This is a genomic window from Dehalobacter sp. DCA (assembly GCF_000305775.1).
In the GTDB taxonomy this organism is placed as follows: Bacteria; Bacillota; Desulfitobacteriia; order Desulfitobacteriales; family Syntrophobotulaceae; genus Dehalobacter; species Dehalobacter alkaniphilus.
The window spans coordinates 1,825,268-1,848,693 of sequence record NC_018866.1 but is presented as its reverse complement, the minus strand read 5'-3'; the positions used below and the strand labels follow the sequence as shown (position 1 = coordinate 1,848,693).

General features: G+C 41.2%; 25 protein-coding genes and 1 tRNA gene. 17 read left to right on the top strand and 9 right to left on the bottom strand.

Annotation, left to right across the window (positions count from 1 at the left end; genetic code table 11):
* Positions 1–11 precede the first annotated feature (11 nt).
* The 5 genes from argF to DHBDCA_RS08860 all read left to right on the top strand — a co-directional run bounded on the left by argF (position 12) and on the right by DHBDCA_RS08860 (position 5,478).
* On the top strand, positions 12–956 hold the full coding sequence (argF, locus tag DHBDCA_RS08880) for an ornithine carbamoyltransferase (protein WP_015043887.1): 945 nt from the start codon (positions 12–14) through the stop codon (positions 954–956).
* 81 nt (positions 957–1,037) lie between these two features.
* On the top strand, positions 1,038–2,243 hold the full coding sequence (locus DHBDCA_RS08875) for an argininosuccinate synthase (RefSeq protein ID WP_015043886.1): 1,206 nt from the start codon (positions 1,038–1,040) through the stop codon (positions 2,241–2,243).
* 145 nt (positions 2,244–2,388) lie between these two features.
* Entirely contained in the window at positions 2,389–3,771 is a 1,383-nt protein-coding gene (gene argH / locus DHBDCA_RS08870; protein ID WP_015043885.1) for an argininosuccinate lyase, read from the top strand.
* 354 nt (positions 3,772–4,125) lie between these two features.
* On the top strand, positions 4,126–4,899 hold the full coding sequence (nadE, locus tag DHBDCA_RS08865) for an NAD(+) synthase (protein ID WP_015043884.1): 774 nt from the start codon (positions 4,126–4,128) through the stop codon (positions 4,897–4,899).
* A complete protein-coding gene (locus DHBDCA_RS08860) occupies positions 4,900–5,478 on the top strand; it encodes a 5' nucleotidase, NT5C type (RefSeq protein WP_015043883.1) in 579 nt (192 codons plus the stop codon).
* A gap of 58 nt (positions 5,479–5,536) precedes the next feature.
* Here DHBDCA_RS08860 and DHBDCA_RS08855 read toward each other — a convergent pair whose 3' ends face one another.
* The gene (locus DHBDCA_RS08855; RefSeq protein WP_015043882.1) at positions 5,537–6,304 is read right to left on the bottom strand and encodes a M15 family metallopeptidase; all 768 of its coding nucleotides are present in this window, start codon (positions 6,302–6,304) and stop codon (positions 5,537–5,539) included.
* Between the two features lie 51 nt (positions 6,305–6,355).
* Positions 6,356–7,711 (bottom strand): UDP-N-acetylmuramate--L-alanine ligase, encoded by a 1,356-nt coding sequence (gene murC, locus DHBDCA_RS08850; protein ID WP_015045339.1) that lies wholly within the window; start codon positions 7,709–7,711, stop codon positions 6,356–6,358.
* Between the two features lie 281 nt (positions 7,712–7,992).
* Here murC and DHBDCA_RS08845 point away from each other — a divergent pair, with 281 nt between their 5' ends.
* Positions 7,993–8,358: an AMP-binding enzyme gene (locus DHBDCA_RS08845; RefSeq protein ID WP_015043880.1), complete on the top strand. Its 366-nt coding sequence runs from the start codon at positions 7,993–7,995 to the stop codon at positions 8,356–8,358.
* Between the two features lie 477 nt (positions 8,359–8,835).
* On the opposite strand, the gene DHBDCA_RS08840 is transcribed toward DHBDCA_RS08845, so the two are convergent.
* Positions 8,836–10,251 carry an MFS transporter gene (locus DHBDCA_RS08840; RefSeq protein WP_015043878.1) on the bottom strand — a complete coding sequence of 472 codons (1,416 nt, stop codon included), beginning with the start codon at positions 10,249–10,251 and terminating at the stop codon, positions 8,836–8,838.
* Positions 10,252–10,424: 173 nt separating this feature from the next.
* On the opposite strand from DHBDCA_RS08840, the gene DHBDCA_RS08835 reads away from it, so the two are divergent.
* Positions 10,425–10,658, top strand: coding sequence for a DUF378 domain-containing protein (locus DHBDCA_RS08835; protein ID WP_015043877.1), 234 nt, complete (start codon positions 10,425–10,427; stop codon positions 10,656–10,658).
* A gap of 121 nt (positions 10,659–10,779) precedes the next feature.
* Here DHBDCA_RS08835 and DHBDCA_RS08830 read toward each other — a convergent pair whose 3' ends face one another.
* The gene (locus DHBDCA_RS08830; protein WP_015043876.1) at positions 10,780–11,499 is read right to left on the bottom strand and encodes a PrsW family intramembrane metalloprotease; all 720 of its coding nucleotides are present in this window, start codon (positions 11,497–11,499) and stop codon (positions 10,780–10,782) included.
* Between the two features lie 215 nt (positions 11,500–11,714).
* Here DHBDCA_RS08830 and DHBDCA_RS08825 point away from each other — a divergent pair.
* Positions 11,715–11,789: transfer RNA gene (locus tag DHBDCA_RS08825), tRNA-Thr, on the top strand.
* A gap of 98 nt (positions 11,790–11,887) precedes the next feature.
* On the opposite strand, the gene DHBDCA_RS08820 is transcribed toward DHBDCA_RS08825, so the two are convergent.
* The 4 genes from DHBDCA_RS08820 to DHBDCA_RS08805 all read right to left on the bottom strand — a co-directional run bounded on the left by DHBDCA_RS08820 (position 11,888) and on the right by DHBDCA_RS08805 (position 16,382).
* Positions 11,888–13,303, bottom strand: coding sequence for a tyrosine-type recombinase/integrase (locus DHBDCA_RS08820; protein ID WP_015043875.1), 1,416 nt, complete (start codon positions 13,301–13,303; stop codon positions 11,888–11,890).
* Between the two features lie 27 nt (positions 13,304–13,330).
* On the bottom strand, positions 13,331–14,482 hold the full coding sequence (locus DHBDCA_RS08815) for a Fic family protein (protein WP_015043874.1): 1,152 nt from the start codon (positions 14,480–14,482) through the stop codon (positions 13,331–13,333).
* Between the two features lie 231 nt (positions 14,483–14,713).
* Positions 14,714–15,799: an ImmA/IrrE family metallo-endopeptidase gene (locus tag DHBDCA_RS08810; protein WP_242824885.1), complete on the bottom strand. Its 1,086-nt coding sequence runs from the start codon at positions 15,797–15,799 to the stop codon at positions 14,714–14,716.
* The gene (locus DHBDCA_RS08805) at positions 15,732–16,382 is read right to left on the bottom strand and encodes a transcriptional regulator (protein ID WP_015043872.1); all 651 of its coding nucleotides are present in this window, start codon (positions 16,380–16,382) and stop codon (positions 15,732–15,734) included. Before DHBDCA_RS08805 ends, DHBDCA_RS08810 begins: the two co-directional genes overlap by 68 nt.
* Before the next feature lie 149 nt (positions 16,383–16,531).
* Here DHBDCA_RS08805 and DHBDCA_RS08800 point away from each other — a divergent pair, with 149 nt between their 5' ends.
* The 5 genes from DHBDCA_RS08800 to DHBDCA_RS08780 all read left to right on the top strand — a co-directional run bounded on the left by DHBDCA_RS08800 (position 16,532) and on the right by DHBDCA_RS08780 (position 18,305).
* Positions 16,532–16,789 (top strand): hypothetical protein, encoded by a 258-nt coding sequence (locus DHBDCA_RS08800; RefSeq protein WP_015043871.1) that lies wholly within the window; start codon positions 16,532–16,534, stop codon positions 16,787–16,789.
* Between the two features lie 90 nt (positions 16,790–16,879).
* Positions 16,880–17,134, top strand: a complete 255-nt coding sequence (locus DHBDCA_RS08795; RefSeq protein WP_041225792.1) for a helix-turn-helix transcriptional regulator — start codon at positions 16,880–16,882, stop codon at positions 17,132–17,134.
* Between the two features lie 24 nt (positions 17,135–17,158).
* Complete coding sequence (locus DHBDCA_RS08790; protein WP_015043870.1) at positions 17,159–17,353, top strand: helix-turn-helix domain-containing protein; 195 nt, start codon at positions 17,159–17,161, stop codon at positions 17,351–17,353.
* 18 nt (positions 17,354–17,371) lie between these two features.
* Positions 17,372–17,974, top strand: coding sequence for a hypothetical protein (locus DHBDCA_RS08785; RefSeq protein ID WP_015043869.1), 603 nt, complete (start codon positions 17,372–17,374; stop codon positions 17,972–17,974).
* Positions 17,975–18,056: 82 nt separating this feature from the next.
* Complete coding sequence (locus tag DHBDCA_RS08780) at positions 18,057–18,305, top strand: hypothetical protein (protein WP_015043868.1); 249 nt, start codon at positions 18,057–18,059, stop codon at positions 18,303–18,305.
* A 350-nt stretch (positions 18,306–18,655) separates the two neighbouring features.
* Here the strand turns inward: DHBDCA_RS08780 and DHBDCA_RS08770 are convergent.
* Positions 18,656–19,776, bottom strand: a protein-coding gene (locus DHBDCA_RS08770; RefSeq protein ID WP_144020267.1) for an IS3 family transposase whose coding sequence is annotated in 2 segments (ribosomal slippage) — positions 18,656–19,527 and positions 19,527–19,776 — 1,122 coding nt in all. Because the reading frame shifts where the segments join, the coding sequence is not laid out codon by codon here.
* Between the two features lie 79 nt (positions 19,777–19,855).
* Here DHBDCA_RS08770 and DHBDCA_RS15795 point away from each other — a divergent pair.
* From DHBDCA_RS15795 to DHBDCA_RS08745, 4 genes are read left to right on the top strand one after another with little or no spacing between them, the layout of a single operon-like run.
* On the top strand, positions 19,856–20,341 hold the full coding sequence (locus tag DHBDCA_RS15795) for a hypothetical protein (protein WP_242824884.1): 486 nt from the start codon (positions 19,856–19,858) through the stop codon (positions 20,339–20,341).
* Between the two features lie 38 nt (positions 20,342–20,379).
* A complete protein-coding gene (locus DHBDCA_RS08755; protein ID WP_015043866.1) occupies positions 20,380–21,303 on the top strand; it encodes a replication protein in 924 nt (307 codons plus the stop codon).
* Positions 21,303–23,126, top strand: a complete 1,824-nt coding sequence (locus tag DHBDCA_RS08750) for a DnaB-like helicase C-terminal domain-containing protein (RefSeq protein ID WP_015043865.1) — start codon at positions 21,303–21,305, stop codon at positions 23,124–23,126. The genes DHBDCA_RS08755 and DHBDCA_RS08750 overlap by 1 nt, the downstream gene beginning before the upstream one ends.
* On the top strand, positions 23,123–23,398 hold the full coding sequence (locus DHBDCA_RS08745; protein WP_015043864.1) for a hypothetical protein: 276 nt from the start codon (positions 23,123–23,125) through the stop codon (positions 23,396–23,398). The genes DHBDCA_RS08750 and DHBDCA_RS08745 overlap by 4 nt, the downstream gene beginning before the upstream one ends.
* The last annotated feature ends 28 nt before the right edge of the window (positions 23,399–23,426 follow it).

Genomic DNA, 23,426 nt, shown 5'->3' with positions numbered 1-23,426 from the left:
GGGGAATAATGATGGTTCAATTAAACAAAGACAAGTTCAAAGGCAGAGATTTTATTACACTGAATGCTTTCACAGCAGAAGAAATCTCATATATGGTTGACGTCGCCATGGAATTGAAGGCTGAGAGAAATGCCGGAATTCCCCACCCTGTCCTGCAAGGAAAGGTTTTGGCGATGATCTTTACCAAATCTTCGACGAGAACCAGGGTGGCATTTGAGACCGGTATTTATCAGCTCGGCGGCTCCGGAATGTTTCTGAGCGCCCGCGATATCCAGCTGGGACGCGGTGAACCGATCCAGGATACAGCAAGGGTCTTGTCCAGGATGGTTGACGGCATTATGATCAGAACGTTCAGCCATCAGGAGGTTCTCGATCTTGCCGAGCATTCCTCTGTGCCGGTTATCAATGGCCTGAGCGATTTTCTGCATCCGACACAGATTCTGGCTGACCTTTTGACTATTAAAGAAACAAAAGGCAAGATTCAGGGACTGAAATTAACCTATATCGGTGACAGCAATAATGTGGCAAATTCCCTGCTGCTTGGCGGCAGCAAGATGGGCATGAACATTGTGATTGCTTCACCTCAGGGATACCAGCCGGTTCCGGAAATTATGGATCTGGCTTGGAAGAATGCATCTCTCAGCGGAAGTACGGTGCAGGTCGTCGAAGATCCTGTGGCGGCTGCCAGGGGAGCGGATATTCTCTATACCGATGTCTGGGCCAGTATGGGACAAGAAGAAGAAAGCGAAATCAGGAAGAAAATTTTTGCGCCGTACCAGATCAATGACGAGGTGCTTAGGGCAGCTCATCCTGAAGCGATCGTCATGCACTGTCTGCCTGCCCACCGCGGAGAAGAGATCACCGACAAAGTGATCGAAGGTTCTCAATCCGTGGTATTCCAGGAGGCTGAAAACCGGCTTCATGCCCATAAAGCGATTATGGCGCTGGTCATGTAGTCCATATAATTACTGAAAAACTAACTGAAATAATACAGAAATCTGCAGAAGAAACTGATTAAAGAATAAAGGAGACAGCGTATGGCTAAAGTAGTACTTGCCTATTCAGGCGGACTGGATACGTCCATCATTATTCCATGGCTGAAAGAAAACTATGGCTATGAGGTTGTCGCGATGGCGGCAGATTTGGGACAGGGAGAGGAACTGGAACCTCTTCATGAGAAGGCTGCTAAAACCGGAGCCACCAAATTGTATATTGAAGATTTGAGAGAAGAATTCATTACGGATTTCATTTATCCGACACTTCAGGCTGGAGCCGTGTATGAAGGCAAATATCTTCTGGGAACATCCTTTGCGCGTCCGCTTATTGCTAGACGGCTTGTGGAGATTGCCGAAAAAGAAGGCGCAGTTGCTGTTGCGCATGGCGCGACAGGGAAAGGCAACGATCAGGTCCGCTTTGAACTGGCTGTCAAAGCGCTGAATCCTGATCTGAAAATTATTGCTCCGTGGAGAGAGTGGGACATCAAATCGCGGGATGATGCGATTGATTATGCCAAAGAACGCGGAATCCCTGTCCCGGTTACCAAGGACAGACCGTACAGCATGGACCGTAACCTGTGGCATTTAAGCCATGAAGGCGGTGACCTCGAAGATCCCTGGAATGAACCGAAGGATGATCTTTATCTACTTGGGGTTTCCCCGATGCAGGCACCGGACCAGGCCGCGTATGTGCTGATCGATTTTGAGAAGGGCATACCGGTAGCTGTAGATGGGGAGAAACTTGCACCGATTCAGCTGATCGAGAAATTGAATGCCCTGGGCGGCAAGAATGGAATTGGGATTGTCGACATGGTCGAAAATAGGCTTGTCGGGATGAAGTCGCGCGGGGTATATGAGACTCCCGGCGGGACAATTCTCTATGCCGCGCATCAGGCGCTGGAACTGTTGACCCTTGACCGTCAGACCCTGCATTATAAGGAACAAATTGCGCTGAAATATGCGGAGATGGTCTACGATGGTGTCTGGTATTCACCGCTGAGAGAAGCACTCGATGCGTTTGTAAAAGTTACACAGAAAAATGTTACCGGAACCGTCAGGATGAGACTATATAAAGGAAACTGTACACCGGTAGGGATAAAATCCCCTTATTCACTGTATAATGAAGAATTTGCAACGTTTGGCGAAGATGCAGTCTACAACCAGAAAGATGCAGAAGGTTTTATTAATCTGTTTGGACTGCCTCTTAAAGTCCGCGCTTTAATGGAGAGAAAATCAGGCTTACGTTAATCATGATGCGCAACGGTGCGCGAGCATAGATTTGCGGGCATAGAACACAAGGATGTCAATTGTCTAAGCACATTGCGCATTCTTGTGTTCTGTCATATTGTTGCGTTATACTATACTTAATTTTGATTCGGAAGGAGTTAAACCAATGAAACTTTGGGGAGGACGTTTTGAGAAAGACACCGATTCCCTGGTCGAAGATTTCCACTCATCGATCTCATTCGACCGGCGCCTCTATAAATTTGATATTATGGGCAGTATCGCTCATGCCGGAATGCTCGGCAGAATAGGTATCCTGTCAGCCGAAGAAACGGAGAAAATAATAGGGGGACTGGAATGCATTCTGGCGGATATTCAGGCGGGAAAGGTTGAATTTGAAGTCGGAGCCGAAGACATCCATATGAACGTTGAGAAACTACTTACGGAAAGAGTCGGTGATGCCGGTAAAAAGCTCCATACCGGCCGCAGCCGGAATGATCAGGTTGCGCTGGATTTTCGGCTGTTCTTAAGAGAAGAAATCGACAACACCAAAGATCTCCTCACTGCGCTGCTGGAAACCTTGCTTGACTTGTGTTCCGAACATCTTAAGACTTGGATGCCCGGATATACCCATCTGCAAAAGGCCCAGCCGATCACCCTGAGCCATCATCTTATGGCCTATGTCCAAATGTTTTTGCGCGATCTGGGACGGCTCGGAGATACTCGCAAGAGACTGAACCTCTCCCCGCTCGGATCGGGCGCGCTGGCGGGTACGACCTTTGCTTTGCGTCGGGAAGAAGTAGCTGCTGAACTGAATTTTGACGGTGTCACGCTCAACAGTTTAGACGGCGTCAGCGATAGAGATTTTGCTTTGGAATTCCTGGCAGCGGCATCTATCATGATGATGCATCTGAGCAGGCTGTGTGAAGAACTGATCATCTGGTCGAGCGGCGAATTCTGTTTCGTTTCGATTGATGATGCCTATGCCACCGGATCGAGTATTATGCCGCAGAAGAAAAATCCTGATGTCGCAGAACTCGTCAGAGGGAAAACCGGCAGGGTGTATGGGGATCTCATAACACTGCTCACCGTTATGAAAGGACTTCCTCTGGCTTATAACAAAGATATGCAGGAAGACAAGGAATGTGTGTTTGATGCTGTGGACACCATCCAAAAATCGCTTCTGGTCATCCGGCCGATGCTGGCTACCATGAAAGTGAATGCCGATATTATGGCAAGGGAAGCTAAGAAGGGCTTTACCAATGCTACAGATTTGGCTGATTATCTGGCCAAAAAGAATGTTCCTTTCCGCGAAGCCCATGCGATTGTGGGTAGGCTGGTACTGGAATGTTCCCACAGGGGTTGTTCGTTGGAGGATCTGACGCTGGAAGAACTGAAAACAGTATCCGAATTCTTCGAGGAAGATCTTTATGAGGCTATTTCTCTTCAAACCTGCGTTCAGAAGAGGAGCGTTACCGGAGGTCCTGCACCGGAGGCTGTTCAGACAGCGATACAGTTTAGTAAAGAAACTCTGGATCAACTCAGGTGGTAAAAAACAATTAAGAAAACAATCAAGTGTAAATTTAGCACGAATAATGGTACATTTTGCTGCCTTCAGAGTATTAATCAAAAAATTTTAAGAATATGTTAAGAATATGTAATTAGAATGTAAAAATTGTTGTGAAAATAACAAATAGCCGGCGATGCTGAAATGACGCTACATAGCAAAGAATGCTGACAGAATCCAACGGTCATCTTAAAATTTTGTGGATAAAAATGTGGATATTGTGGATTAAGTTAAAAGAATGGGTTTTAAAAAATATAAAACTTAAATTTTATGTCTAAACTTTTGATAAATATTTGAATGATCATTAAACTATTGTGAAATAAAAAGGAGGCCGTACCGGTGTGGAGTACTGAAGAAATACTGGAACGCCAAAAGCAGGTTGTGGAATGGCTGCGTGAGAAAAACACTGAGGCAAAGACCAAAGGTTTGGTCTGCGGAATTTCCGGCGGTGTAGATTCTGCGGTGGTGGCAGCTTTATGCAAAAAAGCATTTCCTGATTACTGCCTTGGTGTGATCATGCCATGCCAATCAAATCCTGCGGATCGCGAGGATGCCTATTTGATTGCAGAGACCCTTGGGATGGAAGTGATCGAGATTGATCTCGGGGAAGCGCATGCAGCCATTTATGACCAGATGAAGACCGCTTTAAAAGCTAATCAGACGCCTCTGAATATTCAGCAAGCAGGACAAGGGAACCTTAAAGCACGGCTCCGTATGTCTACGCTGTATACGGTAGCCAATATTAGGGAGTATCTGGTTGTCGGGACAGACAATGCCCCTGAGAGCTATACCGGATATTTTACGAAATATGGGGATGGCGGCGTGGACCTCCTGCCGATCAGCTCACTTACCAAGACGGAAGTAAGAGCCTGGGCAAGGGCACTGGGCCTGCCGGAAAAAATAGCTTCCAGAACACCGACTGCTGGTCTTTGGCAGGGACAGACCGATGAGGGAGAGATGGGTTTTTCCTATGATCTTATCGATAAATATCTTTTGGGAGAAAAGATTCCTGACGATGTTGTCGCCAAAATCGAAAGACTGCATAAAATGAGTGAGCATAAACGGCAATTGCCCCCAACCATCGAATTAGAAAAACCGGAGAGGCTGGATTAGATGAAACTACGGATCGGATTAGATATAGACGGCGTCGTGGCGGACAGTTTTCCTGTGTTCACAGAAGAACTCAACAGGCAATACGGCAAAAATATTATGGAAATTGACAATTACGATATGTCGAAAATCTACGACGTTGACTGGAATGAACTTGACACCTTTTTTGACAAAAATATGGAAGTTCTCTTCTCAACACCGGAGCCGGTCAAAGGGTCAGTCGAGAGCATTGTTTCCTTAACAGAAGCAGGGCATGAAATCATTTATGTGACAGCCAGAAAGCCGGGAGCTGAGGAACTAATCACAAAAAAATGGCTTGAAGAAAAACAAATCCCCCCGGGTGAAAAGATATTCACAGGGGGGCTCAGCAAGACCATTGCGGTCAAGGAACACGGTATTGATGTGTTCGTCGATGACTTTATCTCCAATTCAGTGGAGATCGTTTCCATGGGCATTCCGGTGCTACTGATGGATGCGCCTTATAACCGCGGAAATCTTCCGGAAGGTGTCATCCGCTGTTATGACTGGAATGATGTTGTATGTCATATTGAGCAATTCAGCAGGAACGGTATTAACCGGTGAAGAATATTTTTTTACTTAACGCGCATGCCATATCTATGCAAGTTTACGAATAATAAGATCAAATCTTGAAGAACAGGTATTCCTCGTAAGTGAGATGCTGTTCATAGAGTTTCGTGGCCAGGTCTTGTCCGATATAGCGAAGATGCCAAGGTTCGTAGGTATATTCCGTTAGGTATTCTTTGCCCTTCGGGTAGCGGATGATAAAACCGAAACGATGAGCGTTATCTTTCAGCCAGACATATTCGTCCGTATCTCCAAATGTCTCTTCCAGACCGAAGTTAACGCTCTGGCAGGATACATCCATTGCCAGACCGGTTTGGTGTTCACTTTCACCGGGTCTCGCACTGATTTGGTTGGCTTTTTCCTCGGTCCCGTACCGCCGGGTAAAACTCGCAAATAAATCCTGCTGCGTTTGATAGGAGCGATAGCCTGATACACCATAAAAAATTACACCATTTTCTTTCGCAGCAGAAAATAATTCCTCGAGCTTCGCAGCAGCTTCCTGACGCAGCATTCTTTTCTCAGCTTTTTCCTTAAAAGTAAAAGGAATGTTGACTTCAACCAGATCCGGTGGAACATAATCGGAGGGAAGCTGATTTTGTTTATTCACTAAAACAGCGATGCTGGCAACATCGTGATAATTTATCGCTTCCTTACTCGCAGCGCCGATTCTTAGCATAAAGGTATCAACCGGAACGTTTTCTGCAGATGTTTGCGAACCCTGAGAATCAGGGGAAGCATCAGGAATGCTCATTTGAATACAACCGCTTATGAAAAAAATCCCAAATAGAATGACAAGCAAAGAAAAAATCAACTTATTTTTCATCGTTTCTCCTGTATGAATCGTCGAAGTTACTCAGCGGTTAGGAAACAGCGCTCAAGAGACCAAGTTTTGCCCCACTTTGTAAATATCACCGGCTCCGAGCGTAATAACGAGGTCGCCTTCTTCAAGGGTTTGGTCAAGATAAGAACTGATTTCGTCAAGCGTTGGAAAATAACGGGTGGTAATTCCTTTTTCTTTCATCAAGTCGGCAAGTTTTGCTGAAGAGATCGGGTTGACCCCGGCTTTTTTTTCGCGCGCCGAGGAAAAAATTTCTGCCAGCAAAACCTCATCGGCATCCTGAAAGGCCTGAGAAAACTCATAAAAAAGTTTTTCAGTCCGGCTGAAGGTATGAGGCTGAAATACTGCCCGGATTCTTCTGTCGGGGTAGGAAAGCCTTGCTCCATCCAGAGTCGTTTGGATTTCTGTCGGGTGATGGGCATAATCGTCAACAATAACTGCCCCGTGTTTTGTGCCAAGACGTTCGAATCTTCTTTTGGTACCATTAAAGCCGCTCAGCGCCTGAAGCACGGTATCCATCGATATTCCGAGCCTGGAAGTCAAGGCTATGGCAGCCAGGGCATCCAGAATGTTATGTTTTCCTGAAACAGTCAAATGCAGCTTACCTATATTTTTTTTATTCATCATCACATCGAAACAGCTTCCGTCATTATCGAAAACAACGTTTGCAACGCTGACATCAGCATCGGCCGAGAAACCAAAAGTTGTAACCGTTGCTTTGGTCTTAATCCTATCTATATTCGGATCGTCATGCCAGATAATCAGATTGCCCTCAGCAGGCAGCTTGCAGGCGAGTTCGGAAAAAGCGCAGACCACATCATCCAAATCCTTAAAATAATCGGGATGATCCAGTTCCATGTTGGTAATAATCAGGTGCTCGGGAGAGTAATTTAAGAAGTGCCTCCGGTATTCGCAGGATTCGGCTAAAAAGAGTTCTCCCTGGCCGGCATGGGCGTTGCCGCCAATACAGGGCACGTCGCTGCCTACGACAATCGTAGGGTCCAAACCTGCATCAAGCAGGATTTTTCCAGCCATGGCAGTTGTCGTAGTCTTGCCGTGAGTCCCAGTTACACAGACTCCTTTTTTCTTGGACATCAGTTTGCTCAGAAATTGAGGGTAAGTCAGTACCGGTATGTTAAGCTCTTTGGCTCGGCTAATCTCCGGGTGACTGTCGCAGTAAGCGGCAGAGGTGACAACCAAATCAGCGCCGACAACATTCTCTGGGTCAAAGTTTAGGACCTCAATGCCTGCCTTCTCTAATACAACGTCTGTAAAAAATCTTTGCGGCACATCGGATCCGGTAATCACGGCATCTTCTATCAACGGTGTAATCTGGGCAAGGGCGCTCATCCCGGTTCCTTTTATGCCAACAAAATGAATATGTAATTGCAATGTGCATCTTTCCTTCCGGTATTCTATTCCTATTACATTATACCCAAATATCTTGAAAAAGGTATCTGTCAATACGTAAATCAAAGATATTCTTCCTGAAAACAGTTAACATGAGAATTAGAGCTGTTCAGCCTTCCAACAATGCCATTAACCTCAAATCGGTAGGGAAAAGCCGCATTTAATATTATAATACAAATACGACTAAAATATAAGATTTATACGCATTTTACAGCTTAGTTTATAACTGCAATGTTCTGTCACAAGAAGGGAGGAAAAACGCAATGTCCGGATATGCAGCACTACCTGACTCTGAAATCTTAAATGGCCGGGAGCTTGACGGTCTTATCGTTAATGATAAATTTGTAAGTTATTACCAAGTAGAGTCTGCTCTTTATAATTATCCCAAAGTGTTCGAAGCAGGTGTCATCGTTAACAGCCAGGATGGTGAAAGCGTGATCCTCAAAGTATATCTTGCGCTCGAAGATTCTTTTTCGGCGAAGGAAGAAAGAGAACAGTACTGCTTGAAGGTAGAACAGTATATTAGAAACAGCTTTTCATTTAAAATGCCCATCCGGGTATTAATTCGTGAAAAACTGCCGATGACCAGATCTGGAAAAATCCTGCGCTCTGTTCTTCGTGATTATTAAGATAAAATGTTTATAATTGAGTCAAATTTAAACTAAAAAAGGACCTTCTTAAATTGAAGGTCAAAAAATGAAAATCAAGAGTAGAATTGTAATGAGACTAAATGAGTAAAACGAAGACAATATAATAATAATCATAAAATACACAAAAATCAATAAATAATATAACCATATTATCCATCTTAAACCATAATCCCCACGGAATTATGGTTTAATTTATAACTGGGAAAAATTAATATTTTAACTTTAAATAAAACAATCGAGAATCAACAAATCATAATCAACCTGCGAATATTATTGCCTGAAGCTGCAAAAGATAGTACTGGAAAAAGGGAAATACCGTAAGGTAAATAACCTTTTTCGAAGGCTATCCGCCCTGTAGCGGAAACAGATACCCGGTCAGTTAGGCTACCGGGTATCTTCATGATCGCCATGTACGGCCTAATGCCGCAGTGTCATGGATAACAAGGAGCAGCAATCTTATGCCTGATTATTATTGACGTGGATTTTGCCGCGGGAGAAAGAGAAGAAAATACCAACAGCACAAAGGCAGGCTGAGATCAGAAAAGCAAGGCGAATACTCTGTATAAATTGCGGATAGTATTCAGGGGTAATCTGGTTTTTGCCGACAAATATGGAAATCAGCAGCGTAGCTGTAGCCATACTCAGCATCTGGCCCAGAACCCTCATCACAGATAATGAGGCGGAGGCAATCCCGTAATAATGATTATCTACGGAACTCATGACTGCATTGGTATTCGGAGAAGAGAATAAGGCAAATCCAAGACCCAGCACCATCAAAGCAGCTATGATCAGGAACAGAGAAGTATGCGGGCCGATAAAGGAAAGCAAGAACAAGCCTGCGGCGGTTCCGGCCATGCCCAAAGAAGCAATTTTGGCAGGCTCTTTTTTATCGGATAGACGTCCGGCCATAGGGGAAATTAAGGACTGGATAATAGGCTGGATGATCAGGATGATTCCGGCATGCTCTGAAGACATGCCCTGGACGTACTGCAGATATAGACTCAGAAGAAAAGTTACGGAGTAGGAACCAGCATAATTGATTAATGCTGCTACGTTGGAAAAGGCAAAAACCCGGTTATTCTGAAAAAGCCTGATTTCTAACACAGGATTCGGGATCTTGAGCTGGCGTTTCACAAAGAAAACAAAACAAACAATGCTGAAGAGGATTAGGATAATCCCGAGAATATCCGGTAAAATGCTCGAACCATAGATAAGCGCAATCAGGGTAACGGCGAAGATCAGACTGCCTGGAATATCCAGTTTATCATTTTTGGCATCGGCCCAATCGCTCTTGACATATGTAATTGTTAAAACCGTGATCAGGACCCCCAAAGGAACCAATACCAAAAAAATGCTTCTCCAGCCCCAATACTCGGTTAAGAATCCGCCTAGGAAAGGCCCGACAGCAAGTCCTACATATATGGCTGAAACATTAAAGCCCAGGGCTTTGCCGCGTTCTTGCGGGGGAAAGGCCGAGGTGATCAGCGCCATTCCCGCAGTTGCGATCATCGATGCACTAATTCCCTGCAGGACTCTCATCACGATTAATAGTTCAATATTTGGGACAAAACCTGTGATTAACGTAAATGCAGTAAATGAAATTATCCCCCATTTATAAAGCCTGGTCCGGCCAAGGATGTCGGCGAGTTTGCCGATAGGAAGAAGAAACACAGCCGAAGACAACAGGAAAGATGTCGCAATCCAGCTTAAAACGACAGCATCTGCTGCAAATTCCTTTTGAATTGCAGGCAGCGCGATGTTGATAGATGAAATCATAAACGGAGTCAGAAAAGAACCTGCGGTTGCTATAAATAAAAGGGTGCGCTTAACCGTTTTGCTGTCATCGTGGGTGTGGTCATGATGGTCGTTCATAAATACTCCTTTTTGGTTACATTTTTTGACCCTTGTTCCTTTTATTAAAACAAAAACACAAGTCCTAGATTATTATAAATGATTGTTTCTAAATCGTAAATTAATGTTTTGATGTATAAATTTTACATTTTAACGACATCCTATTAATAATTAACTTTTTAAGGAGGTTGTACATGAATATCTGGCAGAAGATTGCCCTTGCAATTATTATCATCGGGGCCATTAACTGGGGAATGATTGGCTTTTTCCAATTTGATCTTGTCAATGCCCTCCTCGGGGGGATCAGTCCGCTCCCTCCGAGAATCGTCTATGCGCTGGTCGGACTCAGCGGCCTGTACTGCATCACACTCTTATTCGTACCGAATCGCGAATATGAGAGAGAAGGACGGATCCAGCATAATCCTTAACGAGTTGGCAAAATTACTTAATAAGTCCAACAGGAAAAAGGAACCGAGTATCTCGGTTCCTTTTTCCTGTTGGGTTTTAGTCTGCATTTACAATGGCGACAGGACATAGGTGTACAGTCTTTTATTCAGCAGGTTGTCGGGCGGGAATTTTCTGGTATTTTTCCCTCGATTCTTTGTAATACCTGTTAAGTTTCCTAAGATTAACCGTCCACAGGTAAATGAAATACGGTAAAAACAGCGTAAGCAGAATCGGAATTTCCGACATCAAAATAAAGTCAAAAAAACCGTGAAGCAGGATAGGAACATATAAGGATTTTTTGAGGTAAGCTCTTTCAAGATGAGGATGATTGGAGAACTTTGCCAGGGAAAGGTAGTATCCCATCGTCACACCAAGCAGCACGTGGGTCGGCACTGAGAATATTCCTCTGGAAAGGCCTACATACGGGTTGGCTGAAAAGTTTACAAGAACATACATGATGTTCTCGACTGTTGCGAAACCCAACGCGGCAAATACGGCATAGACAATCCCGTCCAGCTTTTCATCAAACGCCGGATTCCGATAGACTGTCCGCAGGACAACTGCCCTTTTGAAAAATTCTTCGGTCAGTCCGGCAACGACAAAGGCATTGAAAAAAGCTGCCGCTACCCCGGTAAAGATGTTCAGGGACGTCAGAAATTTTTCAAACAGCACGATCGGAATGACTGCCAGCGCACCCAGGATAAACACTTTTATAAGAAGAGGCAAAGGCTCTTTATCGAAACGGTCGGTATAATAGACTGCCAGGCCCAGGGCAATTACAGGAGTAAGTGCAATTACCAATATTCGCAGATCGAATAGCAAAAGATCACATCCTTTTCTGTAAGTTTATCTCCTGTGAAGTACATCTTCAACAGCAAGCAGCTTGAATTATGTTAAGTTTTATTATTTGCAGCCGGAGCATCAAACATTCCTTAAAATTTTCTCATTTTCTCATTTTCCCACATTTTTGATTAATTTACCCTTAACAAATTATTTTTCTTATGTTATACTGTTAAAGCTTATGGGTTACCAAACATGCCGATGTGGCTCAGGGGTAGAGCAGCTCACTCGTAATGAGCAGGTCGTCGGTTCGATTCCGACCATCGGCTCCAGAGAAAAACGAGACACCGCAAGGATTTGCGGTGTTTTTGCTTTTTATAAACTGTATGATTTTTGTCCAAACGTTGCAACAGCGTTGCAACCCAGTTTTTTATCGTTGCAACGCTGTCTCTTTTTCTGAAGATTTTTTCTTTTTTCTGAGATGGCCGTCGATTTTTATGGCAGCTTTTTCTTTTGATTTTCTGCGGACACGGGTATAGATTTTCGTAGTCCTAATATCCGTATGTCCGAGTATTTCTTGTATTACCCTTAAGTCTTCTCCTTCTTCCAAAAGGATCGTTGCGAAGGTATGACGGAGTGCATATAGCTTCACAGGGGGTATATCACTTCTCTTTAAGCATGCTTGAAAGGATCTGTAGAAGTTTCTATACTCTACCGGCTCCCCGGTGGGCGTAGCGAAGACATAACCCTCATCATTATATTGATCCCCTGCCAGAACCTTCTCTTTATTTTGATTGTAACGATGGATTCTGAGTGCTGCAGCTACTCTTCCGGGAATAACAAGAGTTCTTTTACTCTTTTTTGTTTTTGGATCTTGGTTAATAACTTTTGTTTTGGTTTTTGCATCAATATCTTCATTCAAAACTCTTTCCCGGGTTTCTTCAATTGTGACAGTTCTATCTTTTAGATTAACATTATGCCATTTTAAAGCCACCATTTCTCCAGGGCGCATCCCCGAACCGATCAAAAGCAAGTATCCTGCAAAATACCGATATTCCATTATGTTAGTTAGAAACCTGTCCATCTCATCATCTGCTAAAGTTTGGGTTTCTTCAGTATCGGCTTCAGGAAGATCCATATCATCAGCAGGGTTAGAGAATAGTTTTTTTCGTCTCTTTGCATATTCAAGAATACTATGCAGTATACGATTAGCTTTAATTATCGAAGCCGGCGATAACAGAAACTGCTTAAGGGGGGTACGGTAGAAGTCGGCAATCTTTTTAAGCATTTCATAATCCGGCCTATCTTTATTTTCCTCCCAAGAAACGTAGACAGATAATTCAATCCTCAGTTCTTCTGCTACATCAATTTGTTCTAATCCTTTTTCTTTTCTAAGTTCTTTTAGAATTTTACTTATCTTTCCGTCTTTCCGTGGAGTCTTTTCCATGGTATTTAAAAACACTTGAATAATGTGGGGATCTTTCTCCAGCTCGGCTAAAGTGTAATCACCTAACGCGGGAAAGATATGATTCCTTAAACAAGTTTCATAACCTCTCCAGGTGGTTCCCTTTATTCTGGAAGCGGTTTTCCAAGTGCTTGTCCAATCTTCAAAAGTTGTTTGGGATGGGTTGATAAAGGTTTTCTTATTAACCCGATCTAATGCCTCCGCAATCTGATCGGCAACCTCTTTTCTGGTATTACCATGAAACGGGGGGCGAATCAATTTCCCGGTATTAGGATCTTTCCCAAGGGTAACCTGACCTTTCCATTTACCATTTGGTAATTGGTAGATCGTACCTTCGCCGTTACCTTTTTTCTTTTTTCTCTTCTTTTCCTTTTCGGCCATAGATTTATCCTCCAACCGAATGAGAGTCTATTTATTTATTAGCTCTGTTCCCTCTTGTAAAATATCAATGTATTCCCTGAAGTTGAATTTTTTATTTCTTTGCTGGCTTGGATTGTCTAATATTCCTAAACGACAAAATTGATTCACCAAGTTGTTGGCAGTAGGATAAGATGTATCCAATAAATCAGCAACTTTACTAATTGTTATCATTGGATGTTCAAAGAGTTTATCTAGAAGCTTAATTCCGTTTGACGCGTTTTTTATCGTACGGTTTATTAAATAAGTGTATTTTTCCTTTAAAGAAAGAATCTTCTTTGCGGTATCAATGGCCTCATCGGAAACTTCTGCAATTCCTTTTAAGAAAAAGACTAACCAATTCTCCCAGTCACCCTTTAATCTAATATCCATAAGCCTATCATAATACTCAATTCTATTTCGTTTAAAATAATAACTCAAATATAGTAATGGCTTACCAAGTATTTTTTGTTGACAAAGCCAAAAGGTTATTAGTAAACGACCCATTCTTCCGTTGCCATCTAAAAAGGGGTGAATAGTTTCAAATTGGGCATGAATTAAACCAATTTTAATTAAAGGTGGTATTTCGTCTTTTTCATGGATAAATATTTCTAAATTATTCATTGAGTCTATCATGGCTTCAGGAGTAGGTGGTATAAATGTAGCGGTGGACAAAGAACAACCGGCAGGACCTATCCAGTTCTGTGAACATCTAAATTCTCCCGGGTTTCGCTCACTTCCGCGAACATTTTTTAATAGAATTTCATGGATTTCTGTAATAAGTCTTAAACAAATAGGTAAGCTATGTAATCGCTCAAGTCCATAATTCATAGATGCGATATAATTCACAACTTCTTCAACGCTTTTTTCTTTTTCTATGTTATCTTCTTCATCGAGGACATCTATTAAGGACGCTTGTGTTCCTTCAATTTGAGAGCTTAAAACTGCTTCTTTTTTTACATACATTGCTACAAATAGATCAGGGTTAGGTAAAGTTTGGGTAATTCCGTCAAGCCTACCTAGTTTTCTATCAGCTGATGATAAAAGGTTTATTAATTCAGTGTTGTATTCGATGGGATGATTTGGAGGTAGTGGGTTAGGGATATAAGCAGAATATCCTGATGATTGATAAATATATTGTCCGGCACGTTCTTTTAATTTCATAAGATTACTCCTGACCTTAAAAACTTTAATAGTAACACTTAAATTAAAGCATTATTAAAATTTTTGCCTATTTTCTTTAATAAGATTCGCTACCGGGTGTTGTTATTAAAATATTTTTTAATAAAATCTTATTCTCGGAGATCTAGTTAAAGAAATAAACAAATTTCTTTTATGACTTGAAATAGATAAGGTTGTCCCGATCGGACGGCCTTATTTTTGTTTTCGGGAAGTTTAAAACGGGATATCCCCGAAGTTATCATGAGTTGATGCTACTTGCTCATCGGCTTGTGATTCACTCCACCGTCTTAAAATTTTATTACTGAGAAACGTGGATTGACTACCGCATTTATAACAATATCTTGCATTACCGGGTAAAAGAATACCACAAGGCTCATAACTATGATTATTTTCATTATCATCATTTGTACATCTATTTACTAAATGACTCCCACAGATAATACAATGCTCTCCATCAAGAGATGTTTCCTCATTTTCACATCTCGGACAAACCTTGGCTTTACTTTTATCATCTAATTCATAACCTGAATAAATCATCTTTCCATCCCCCCAATAGACCCTTTTCTTCCCGCAGATCGGGCAATACTTGGCATTTTCGATAACAAATGAATGACCGCATATTACGCAATATTTTTTGTGGATGAAATCATGGAAATTTCTTTCGATTTTTATTTCAAGAAGGTCAGGAAATCTTCTTTTATTTAACTTGGCAGAAAAATCTTTATATCTATTTTCTGCTGCTAATCTTGATAGGCCACATAATGTTATTAACCTTGTGGCATTATCAACTTTAAGAGCCTCTAATACTATCGGAGGAGCCAAAACTCGAGAAGCGAAACAGTCTGCCTCTTTTTCTAATACTTCATATTCGGTTTTTGTTAAGCCTGCCCTTTGAACTCTGGTCTCTTCAAAGTCAATTAAATGACCTAGCCGAACATGCCCAATTTCATGCAGTAACGTCCATCTTATTCGTCCTTTACTCGCCACTCTTTCGTTATAAATAATAAACTGCATGTTATCTACGCATTTTGCTGTACCATCATTACTCTTAATGATATCCCTAATAACATGTTGAAAAGAACAATTCATAGCCATTGCGTATTCTGATGCTGAAACTATCGGTAAATCAATTCTTGCTGTTAATTTAAATGGATCTACAGGTAATCTATTTATATTTTGTTCAAGTATAAACTTCTGTGCAATACTTAACGTTCGATTATATCTTAGTTTATCAGGAATTTTTTTTGAATGCATCTGGGAATAACCTTTCAGCAAATTTTCTAAGCTCAGCTGCTTCATCGGAGGTCATGTTGTTACCGGCTCTTGCGATTTCACGTATATCTGAATTGGAAGATGTAACAACCCCTTCTTTAGAACAGCTTTCTGAGTTTATATCGATAATATCAATTCGAATTTCCTTATACTGATCTAACTGGCAAGTTATTGAATAAAACTCTTGTTCTAATTGTTCAATCTGTTTTTGCCAAATATCAATATGCATGATTAACTCTTGTTGATTTATAGTTCCTGCGTTATTTTCAAGATCTTGGATGTTTTGGCGTAATACTTCAGATTCTTTTCTCTTAACACAAATTATTTCATAAATTTCTTTTAATTTTGTTTCTAATGTAATAATTTCTTTATTTACCTCATCTAAATTTAGATATCCTGCAGCATCCATAAAATCTCTATATGTTACATTTCCGTAGGCTGTTTCAGCCAACTTTTTTAAAATATCAGGAGTTGGCGGAATATCTCTTTTTAGGTTCAAGAAATTAGAAATATAAGCACGAGAAACTCCGCTATCGCGAGAATAATCTTCATTCGATCTATCTCCACGCGCTTTCTCTAATAGATTTTTGAACTTTTCTTTATCAAACACATTAAACACACTCTCTTTCGTAAATATAATAACACTTATATGGGTTCGTGTAAATATATTTTCGCTACCTCAGTAACGTTACCCTATTGACGATATTATTTGAAAGTGTTACCATATTATCGTAAATGAAATAACGAGGAGGCGGAGATGTGAGAGCAAATATTGAAGCTGTACAAAAACATCTTGAACAAAAGTTTCAAGGCAATAAAACTAAATTTTCCGATGTTCTAAGAATCAATAGGGCTCAATTATCTAAGATTTTAACACACAACGAAGGAGCTGGAGCATTGTTCTTTGGGGAACTGATTAGGTATTGTGATGAAAATAGTCTTAATTGGAGGGAGTATATTTTTTTACCAGATGGCGTTACTATGGTTACGGATGAATTTCATAAGAATGCAGTGTAGACCTCAATAATTCAATAAATTCTGTACTTAACCAAATTGAGAACAAAGCGAGGTAAAAAAATAAATTACTGATAGAGAGGAGGCGTAGCTTTGGAGCCTGCAAAGATAATGGACTTTCCTAATCAGAAAAGGCCAGAGACGCTCTTAACTGTAAAACAAGCGTCCCAGGAATTTGGAATCGGCAGAGATCGACTATATCAGTTAGCTCATACCGTTCCTAAAACCGGATTCCCTGCCTTGTGGTTCGGCCCTAAAACGGTTAAGTTTCCACGTGAAGCACTTCGAGAGTGGCTTAGCAGCGAGAGGGGGCGACAGGCGTTATTTCAAACCATGAAGGGAAAATAAAAAGAAAGAGGAGGGTGTGTAACTATGAAGGTATACGAAAGAATTCAAAATTATTTGAGAAATAATGGGCTCAAACAAAAACATGTTGCTGATAAGGCCGGGTACACAGAAAAGCAATTCAGCGCAATGATGACCGGTCGCAGAAAAATCTTTTCTGAGGACTATATTCAGATTTGTAATGTCTTACATGTCCCGGTAACAGCATTTATACCGGAATGATAAAAGAAAGGAATAAACATGCCAAATCTAACCATGATCCAATCTGTTAAGAAGGAAAAGCCTAATCTAACACATATTTATCTTAAAAATTTAAGGCTCTGTGCAGAAAAAACGCTTTTATCAGATAATAAAAAACTTAAAGCCTTTTATTATCTGGCTAAATTCATAGTTGCCGATATGTGTACGAAAAAATTTGATCAGCAACAGAAGCTTAATCTTGTCATGACAGATAGCCTTCTGTTGGAGGGGGTTAGTGTCGATAGGTTTGTTCAATTCTTCCCGATCACAAAGAAATACAACGGTAAACACGAATGGAAAGACTATTTCAGTGTTATTGGGTCACTTAAAGAAAACGGGCCGGTCATTAAAGAACCATTTGAATTTCTTTGGGATTATGACAATTTGCTTACGAGCTTTTACCTTGTAGAAAAAATGTCCTTAATGTCGCATGCATATGAAGAGGAAGCCGCTAAAAGCATTATTGAGGAATGCTTTGGAATTAAGCCAAAACAGCTGCTCAATATAAATGGCAAAGAGGTCTTATTCGACCCAGACACAAGCAAAACAATTCCGGTAAAACCTCATAAAAGAAAGCCGAAATGGATTAAGTCGGTAAAGTGATTAAGCTTACCCGATGATATCGGGGAACCTATGAGATAAGTACCATATTTTGTGAATGTTTTAAAAAGAAAGGGGTTTCACTATGTTGAGTTTTAACCAGGATAAAATCTACACGGAGATTTATGGCCTTAGACAGAAGAATGAGTTATATAACGATGGACTTAAGGAGCTTGAGGTAGCAGTAAAAAATAATGACCATAACGATATAAGCGACGCCATTACCACACTGGAAACGGCTACGATTGATATTACTTATCACAAAGGTTTTCAGGATGGAATGCAGTTTATCTTAAATACTTTAAATGGAACTGAAGCAATTGAATTCAAATAAAAAAGCATTAACTATTCACCACAACAGTTAATACCCGCAAAAAATATTTCATTTAAAATTATAACAAGGTAAAGATTTGTAAACCTAAAAAAAGGGAGAGGTTAATTATGCAACCAAAAAATATCGTGCCAGATGAAAAATCTGATGATTTCATGAAGATTTTTAATAATGTGAATCTTGGTATTTACCCACTTAATGATATCCAGCGCACTGTCGGACAGCTTCAGGCCCAGTATTCTGATTTATTTACATTAAGCTTAGCACTATATCTATTAGGCCATATAGATGGAGTCAGAAGCGAACGTAAGCGCAGGAGAGGGAAAGTAGCAGTATGGATTGTCAACAGTAAACTAGACAGATTTGTTAAGGTAAATGGTTTTATACTCCAGAGGACTAAGGTAGCCTAGTGTTGAATGAATTCGCTTTTCATTGAACCACTTAATATAAGACTTCAATTCATTCTCTAGGTGTTCCAGTGATACAAAGCGTCGGTTTTTCACAAACTCTGTCTTAACTAGTTTGAAGGTAGCCTCGGATACGGCGTTATCATAAGGACAGCCCTTCATACTCAAAGAACGCTGAATATTAAAGGTTGAAATTACTTCATCAATTAGCTGGTTTTTAAACTCGCTGCCACGGTCTGTATGAAACATCCTAATATTATGTAGATTGGACTTCACGCTAGCAAAAGCCCGATATACCAGGGCAGCGTCTTTCGCTTTGCCACAGCTCTGTCCAATTATCTCCCGATTAAATAAATCAACGAGAAGGCAGATATAATGCCATTTGGTTCCTACTCGAACATATGTCAGGTCGCTAACAACGGTCTCCAATGGCACCGCTTTTTCAAATTCCCGATTCAATTCATTCTTGATTTCAGCTTCGTTGCATTTGGTTTTGAATGGCTTATATTGAGCTACTGTGTATGTTGAAACTAAGCCATTTTTCTTCATCAATCGACCGATTCGGCGACGAGAGACTGTTAAATTCTTCTTTTGAAGCTCAATCTTAATCTTTCTGGTACCATAGACCCGTTGATTTGATTCAAAAATCTCGATAACGTGCTGCTCAACATCGTCTTCAACTTCCTGATAGGTTGATTTGTAGTAATAACTACTGCGATTCACTTGTAGGACTTTACACATTGCTGATACCGAGTATTTGTGGGCATTTTGCCTTATCACGTCTACTTTCGTCCCATGATCAGCGCGGCTTGCTTTAAAATATCATTTTCCATCAACAAGCGCTGGTTTTCTTTGCGAAGTTTTATGAGTTCTTTCTGTTCATCACTAAGATTATCTTTTTCACGAAATGAACCTGTTTTCTCATGTTGTTTCGTCCATCTGTCAAAGGTTGAACCACCTATATCATATTCCTTCAGAATTTCGGCTCTCGGTTTGCCGTTCAGATATAACTGAACCATTTGATTCTTGAATTCATCGGTAAAAGATCTTCGTTCTCTTTTGGTCATTGTCTTTTGCTCCTTTGATTATTACTTTTAATTTACAAGACCTTAAGAAAACTGTCCAGTTTAGTGTAGCCTATTCAGTATGAACACTATAAGAGTTTTATCAAGGAAAGAAATGATCGATACCCCGGCATTTCTTACTACGGGCGAAATAGAGGACTACGGCTTTGTGGTTTTATCCGCAAAGCCGGTCCCAACAAAATGCCCACTGTGTCAGAAAGAGTTAGTTCGCTTAGGGGTAAGATCCCTATACAAAAATACAATAATCAGCTGGAAAGAAAATCTTGAACCCTGCACCTGCGAATTATCAGTAAAGAATGAAAAGTCCACACTTATGAAAGGCTTACTTAAAATTGAGATAGCAAATAAAGATGGCAATAAAGTTTTAAGTGTCCATGAGGATTCCGGAGAGCTCTATTTTAATCTATTTGAATCAGATAAAAATGGACATTCAATCTCCATGGAGAAAGAGAAATTCTTGCGATTATTTTCACGATTATTAAATCTTGATATCACGACCAAGAATAAACCAGAACATGAGCCTTTGGAACTGATGATAATGTGGTAATGCATAAATATCTAAGTAGAAGGGGTAGGAGTGCTCAAATGGCTGCGGATGTTCAAGTTGAAAACGGATACACAAGAATAGCAAACGAAATATTGGAACACATTGCTAAATTGAGGCTAAGTCCTACCCAATACAGCCTTATTTTTGTGATTTGGCGCTATACCTATGGGTTTGGTAGGAAAGAACATAATATGTCTTTAACCTTCCTTGGAAATGCAACCGGTTTCGATATTAGAAACATTCGGCGGGAACTAAAAAGATTAGAAGAGAGAAAAATTATTATCCAAACCATTAATAAAACCAAACGAGTAATTTCATTCAACAAAAACTATGATGGATGGATATTATTGCCGGACAAAACAAACATGGGTGAAATCACCCTGGGTGAAACTGCCCTGGGTGAAATAGACCATGGGCAAAATCACCCCCTAAACATGGGTGAAATCACCCAAGGATCTATGGGTGAAACTACCCACCAAGAAAGAAATAAAGAAAACTCTAAAGAAAATATATTAGGCGAAAATTTTTTCGCCGGTGAGAGTGCACCCCATAATTCCGGGCAGGATCTTTTTGAGGAACCAGTCTTAGAAGCAAAAACAAATGAGCCGTCAAAAAGATCTTATAGGACCAAGAAGAATAAGGAGGAGCGTTCATTCCCTGTCTTCGATGAGGTATGGAAGAAGTATCCCCTTAAGAGGGGAAAGGGGCAAATTAGGGATTCAACCAAAGATAGCATCGAAAAACTAGGAATTGAGATTATTGCAAGATGCATTGACCGTTATAAAAAAGCAAAGCCAAGCTGGCAACATTGGCAATATGGCTCAACATTTTTCAATTCTGGCTATAAGGATTTCTTAGATGGGAATTATGAGGAGAGAGACGGGCCAGAAAATCAATATAACGGTCCCTTTGGGGTGACGGTGGCTAATCCTGAAAAAATAATCAGACGGGATGATTACTGATGGACAGTACAGAACTCAAGGAATCATTAGGGCAACGAGCCAGAGATATTATTTTATCGGGATTAAATATTAAGCCAAACAAAACGGAATTGATCCTGTGCCCGCTACATCCCGATAAGAACCCCTCTATGTCATGGTTTAAAGACGGTCTAATGTGGAGGTGCCATGCTTGCGGCGGAAAGATCGATATTTACGATTACCTAACGAAGTTCGAAAATTTAAGTTTCATCGAAGCAAAAGAGAGGGTTGCCGACATGATAGGCTTTACCCTAGAGCCTAACCGAGCCACTAAAAAGCAATACATTCTTCCGCAAATTAAGATGCGGGAATTATCAAAAGCAGCGATTGACTTGATGGCGGTCCGTAAGATAACGAAACAAACCTTGGATGCATGGAGAGTTAAGGAATCAACCTGGAACGGCGTCAATGTATATGTTTTTCAGTATTTTCAAGATAACACCCTGAAGCATGTGACATATCGGGAAATAAAGCAGGGCGGATTAAAAGGCGGTTGTGAAAAGAATACCGAGCCAATTCTCTGGGGGATGTGGCATGTGGAAGATGGTAAGCCCTTAGTGATTACAGAGGGCCAGCCGGACGCAATGGCAATCTGGCAAAGTGGATACAAAAACGTGGCAAGCGTCCCCAGTGGAGCGAATAGCCTGACATGGATTGACACTTGCTGGGACTGGCTGAAAGGTCGAGAGGTCATCTTATGGGCCGATAATGACAAAGCTGGAATAAACATGGCCGATAACATTTCCCGCAGGCTCGACAATGTGAAAGTAGTTCACGCCGAAGACCTGAAAGATGCTAATGAAGTCCTTTACAAATACGGACCTGAAAAGGTTTTGGAAATCATTGAAAGCGCATCAAAGCAAATACCGAACGGTCTCTTGGATTTATCTCATGTCGAATACAAAATAGCCAACGAATCAGGGATTGAGACAGGTTTTTTTGAATATGACAGCCATGTCGAGGACTGGAAGGAAGGAGAATTGACTATAGTTTTCGGCAGGAACGGAGAGGGAAAAACGACTTTTATAAGTCAGATTATCGCTCACTGCCTTGAGAAGAAAGTCAAAACCTTCTTGTATTCCGGGGAAATGTCAGAATTTAAAATTCAGGACTGGCTTTATAAACAAATAGTTGGCAACAAACAAGCCCATATGCAAGAGACTCAGGCAAAGTACAGGATAAAGAGGGAAATAAAGCCGGAAATAGTCAAGCAAATTAAACAATGGCATGAAGGGATACTTTATCTATTCGATCGGAAGGAAGAGAAAATTGCTAAAGACCTGGATAAATTCTTTGAGTTGATGGCTCTAGCTGCCAAACGCTACGGAGTGAAACTTTTTATCATTGATAACCTGATGTCGAAGCTGGAAGAGAATGCAGACAGCCTTTATTCAGACCAAGCTAATTTTGTCCAACGCTGTAAAGACTTTGCCGGCAACGGCAGGGCTCATGTAGTTCTCGTAGCTCACCCGAACAAGGAAAAGTGCGAGATCAAAAAGGACGAAGGGAACCTTACTAAAACCGATATTTCCGGCAGTAACAACATCCCTAATAAGGCCGATAATATCATAGCGGTTGAGAGGGTATGGAGCCCGGATAGAGAATGTGACGCGATCATTACCAGCCTGAAAGACCGTGAATCTGGAGAAAGAAAAGCTTTTAAGTATAATTTCAGTCCAAGAACATTGAGATTTTATAACAACTGCACCAGGGAGGAAGTAATTTACGGTTGGGAAAACCGTGAGAAATACGAATGGGGAACCGAAGTACAAATACCTTGCCCTTGGGATGAGGTGGAAACATGAGCGGAATAAAAATTACCTGGTTAGGGCTTAGAAATAATCGGGAAAAGTTAATATGGGCAGATGCTTTCCGGACGGGTGTTGACGCAGGGGAACGGATGAAGGAAGAGGTGAGGGGGCTTGCCAGAGACATTGGAACTCAAGAGAGAATACAATCGACTCCTGGAGAGGCAGAAGAGGGCTGCAGAATGGATGGACTCCCCGGATCGGACGGACGACTCTCGGGTAGAGAAGTGGATGCCAGAGTTTCAGAAAATATTAGCCGGGTTAAATGACATCATTAACACGCTTGGCTTATGTAAT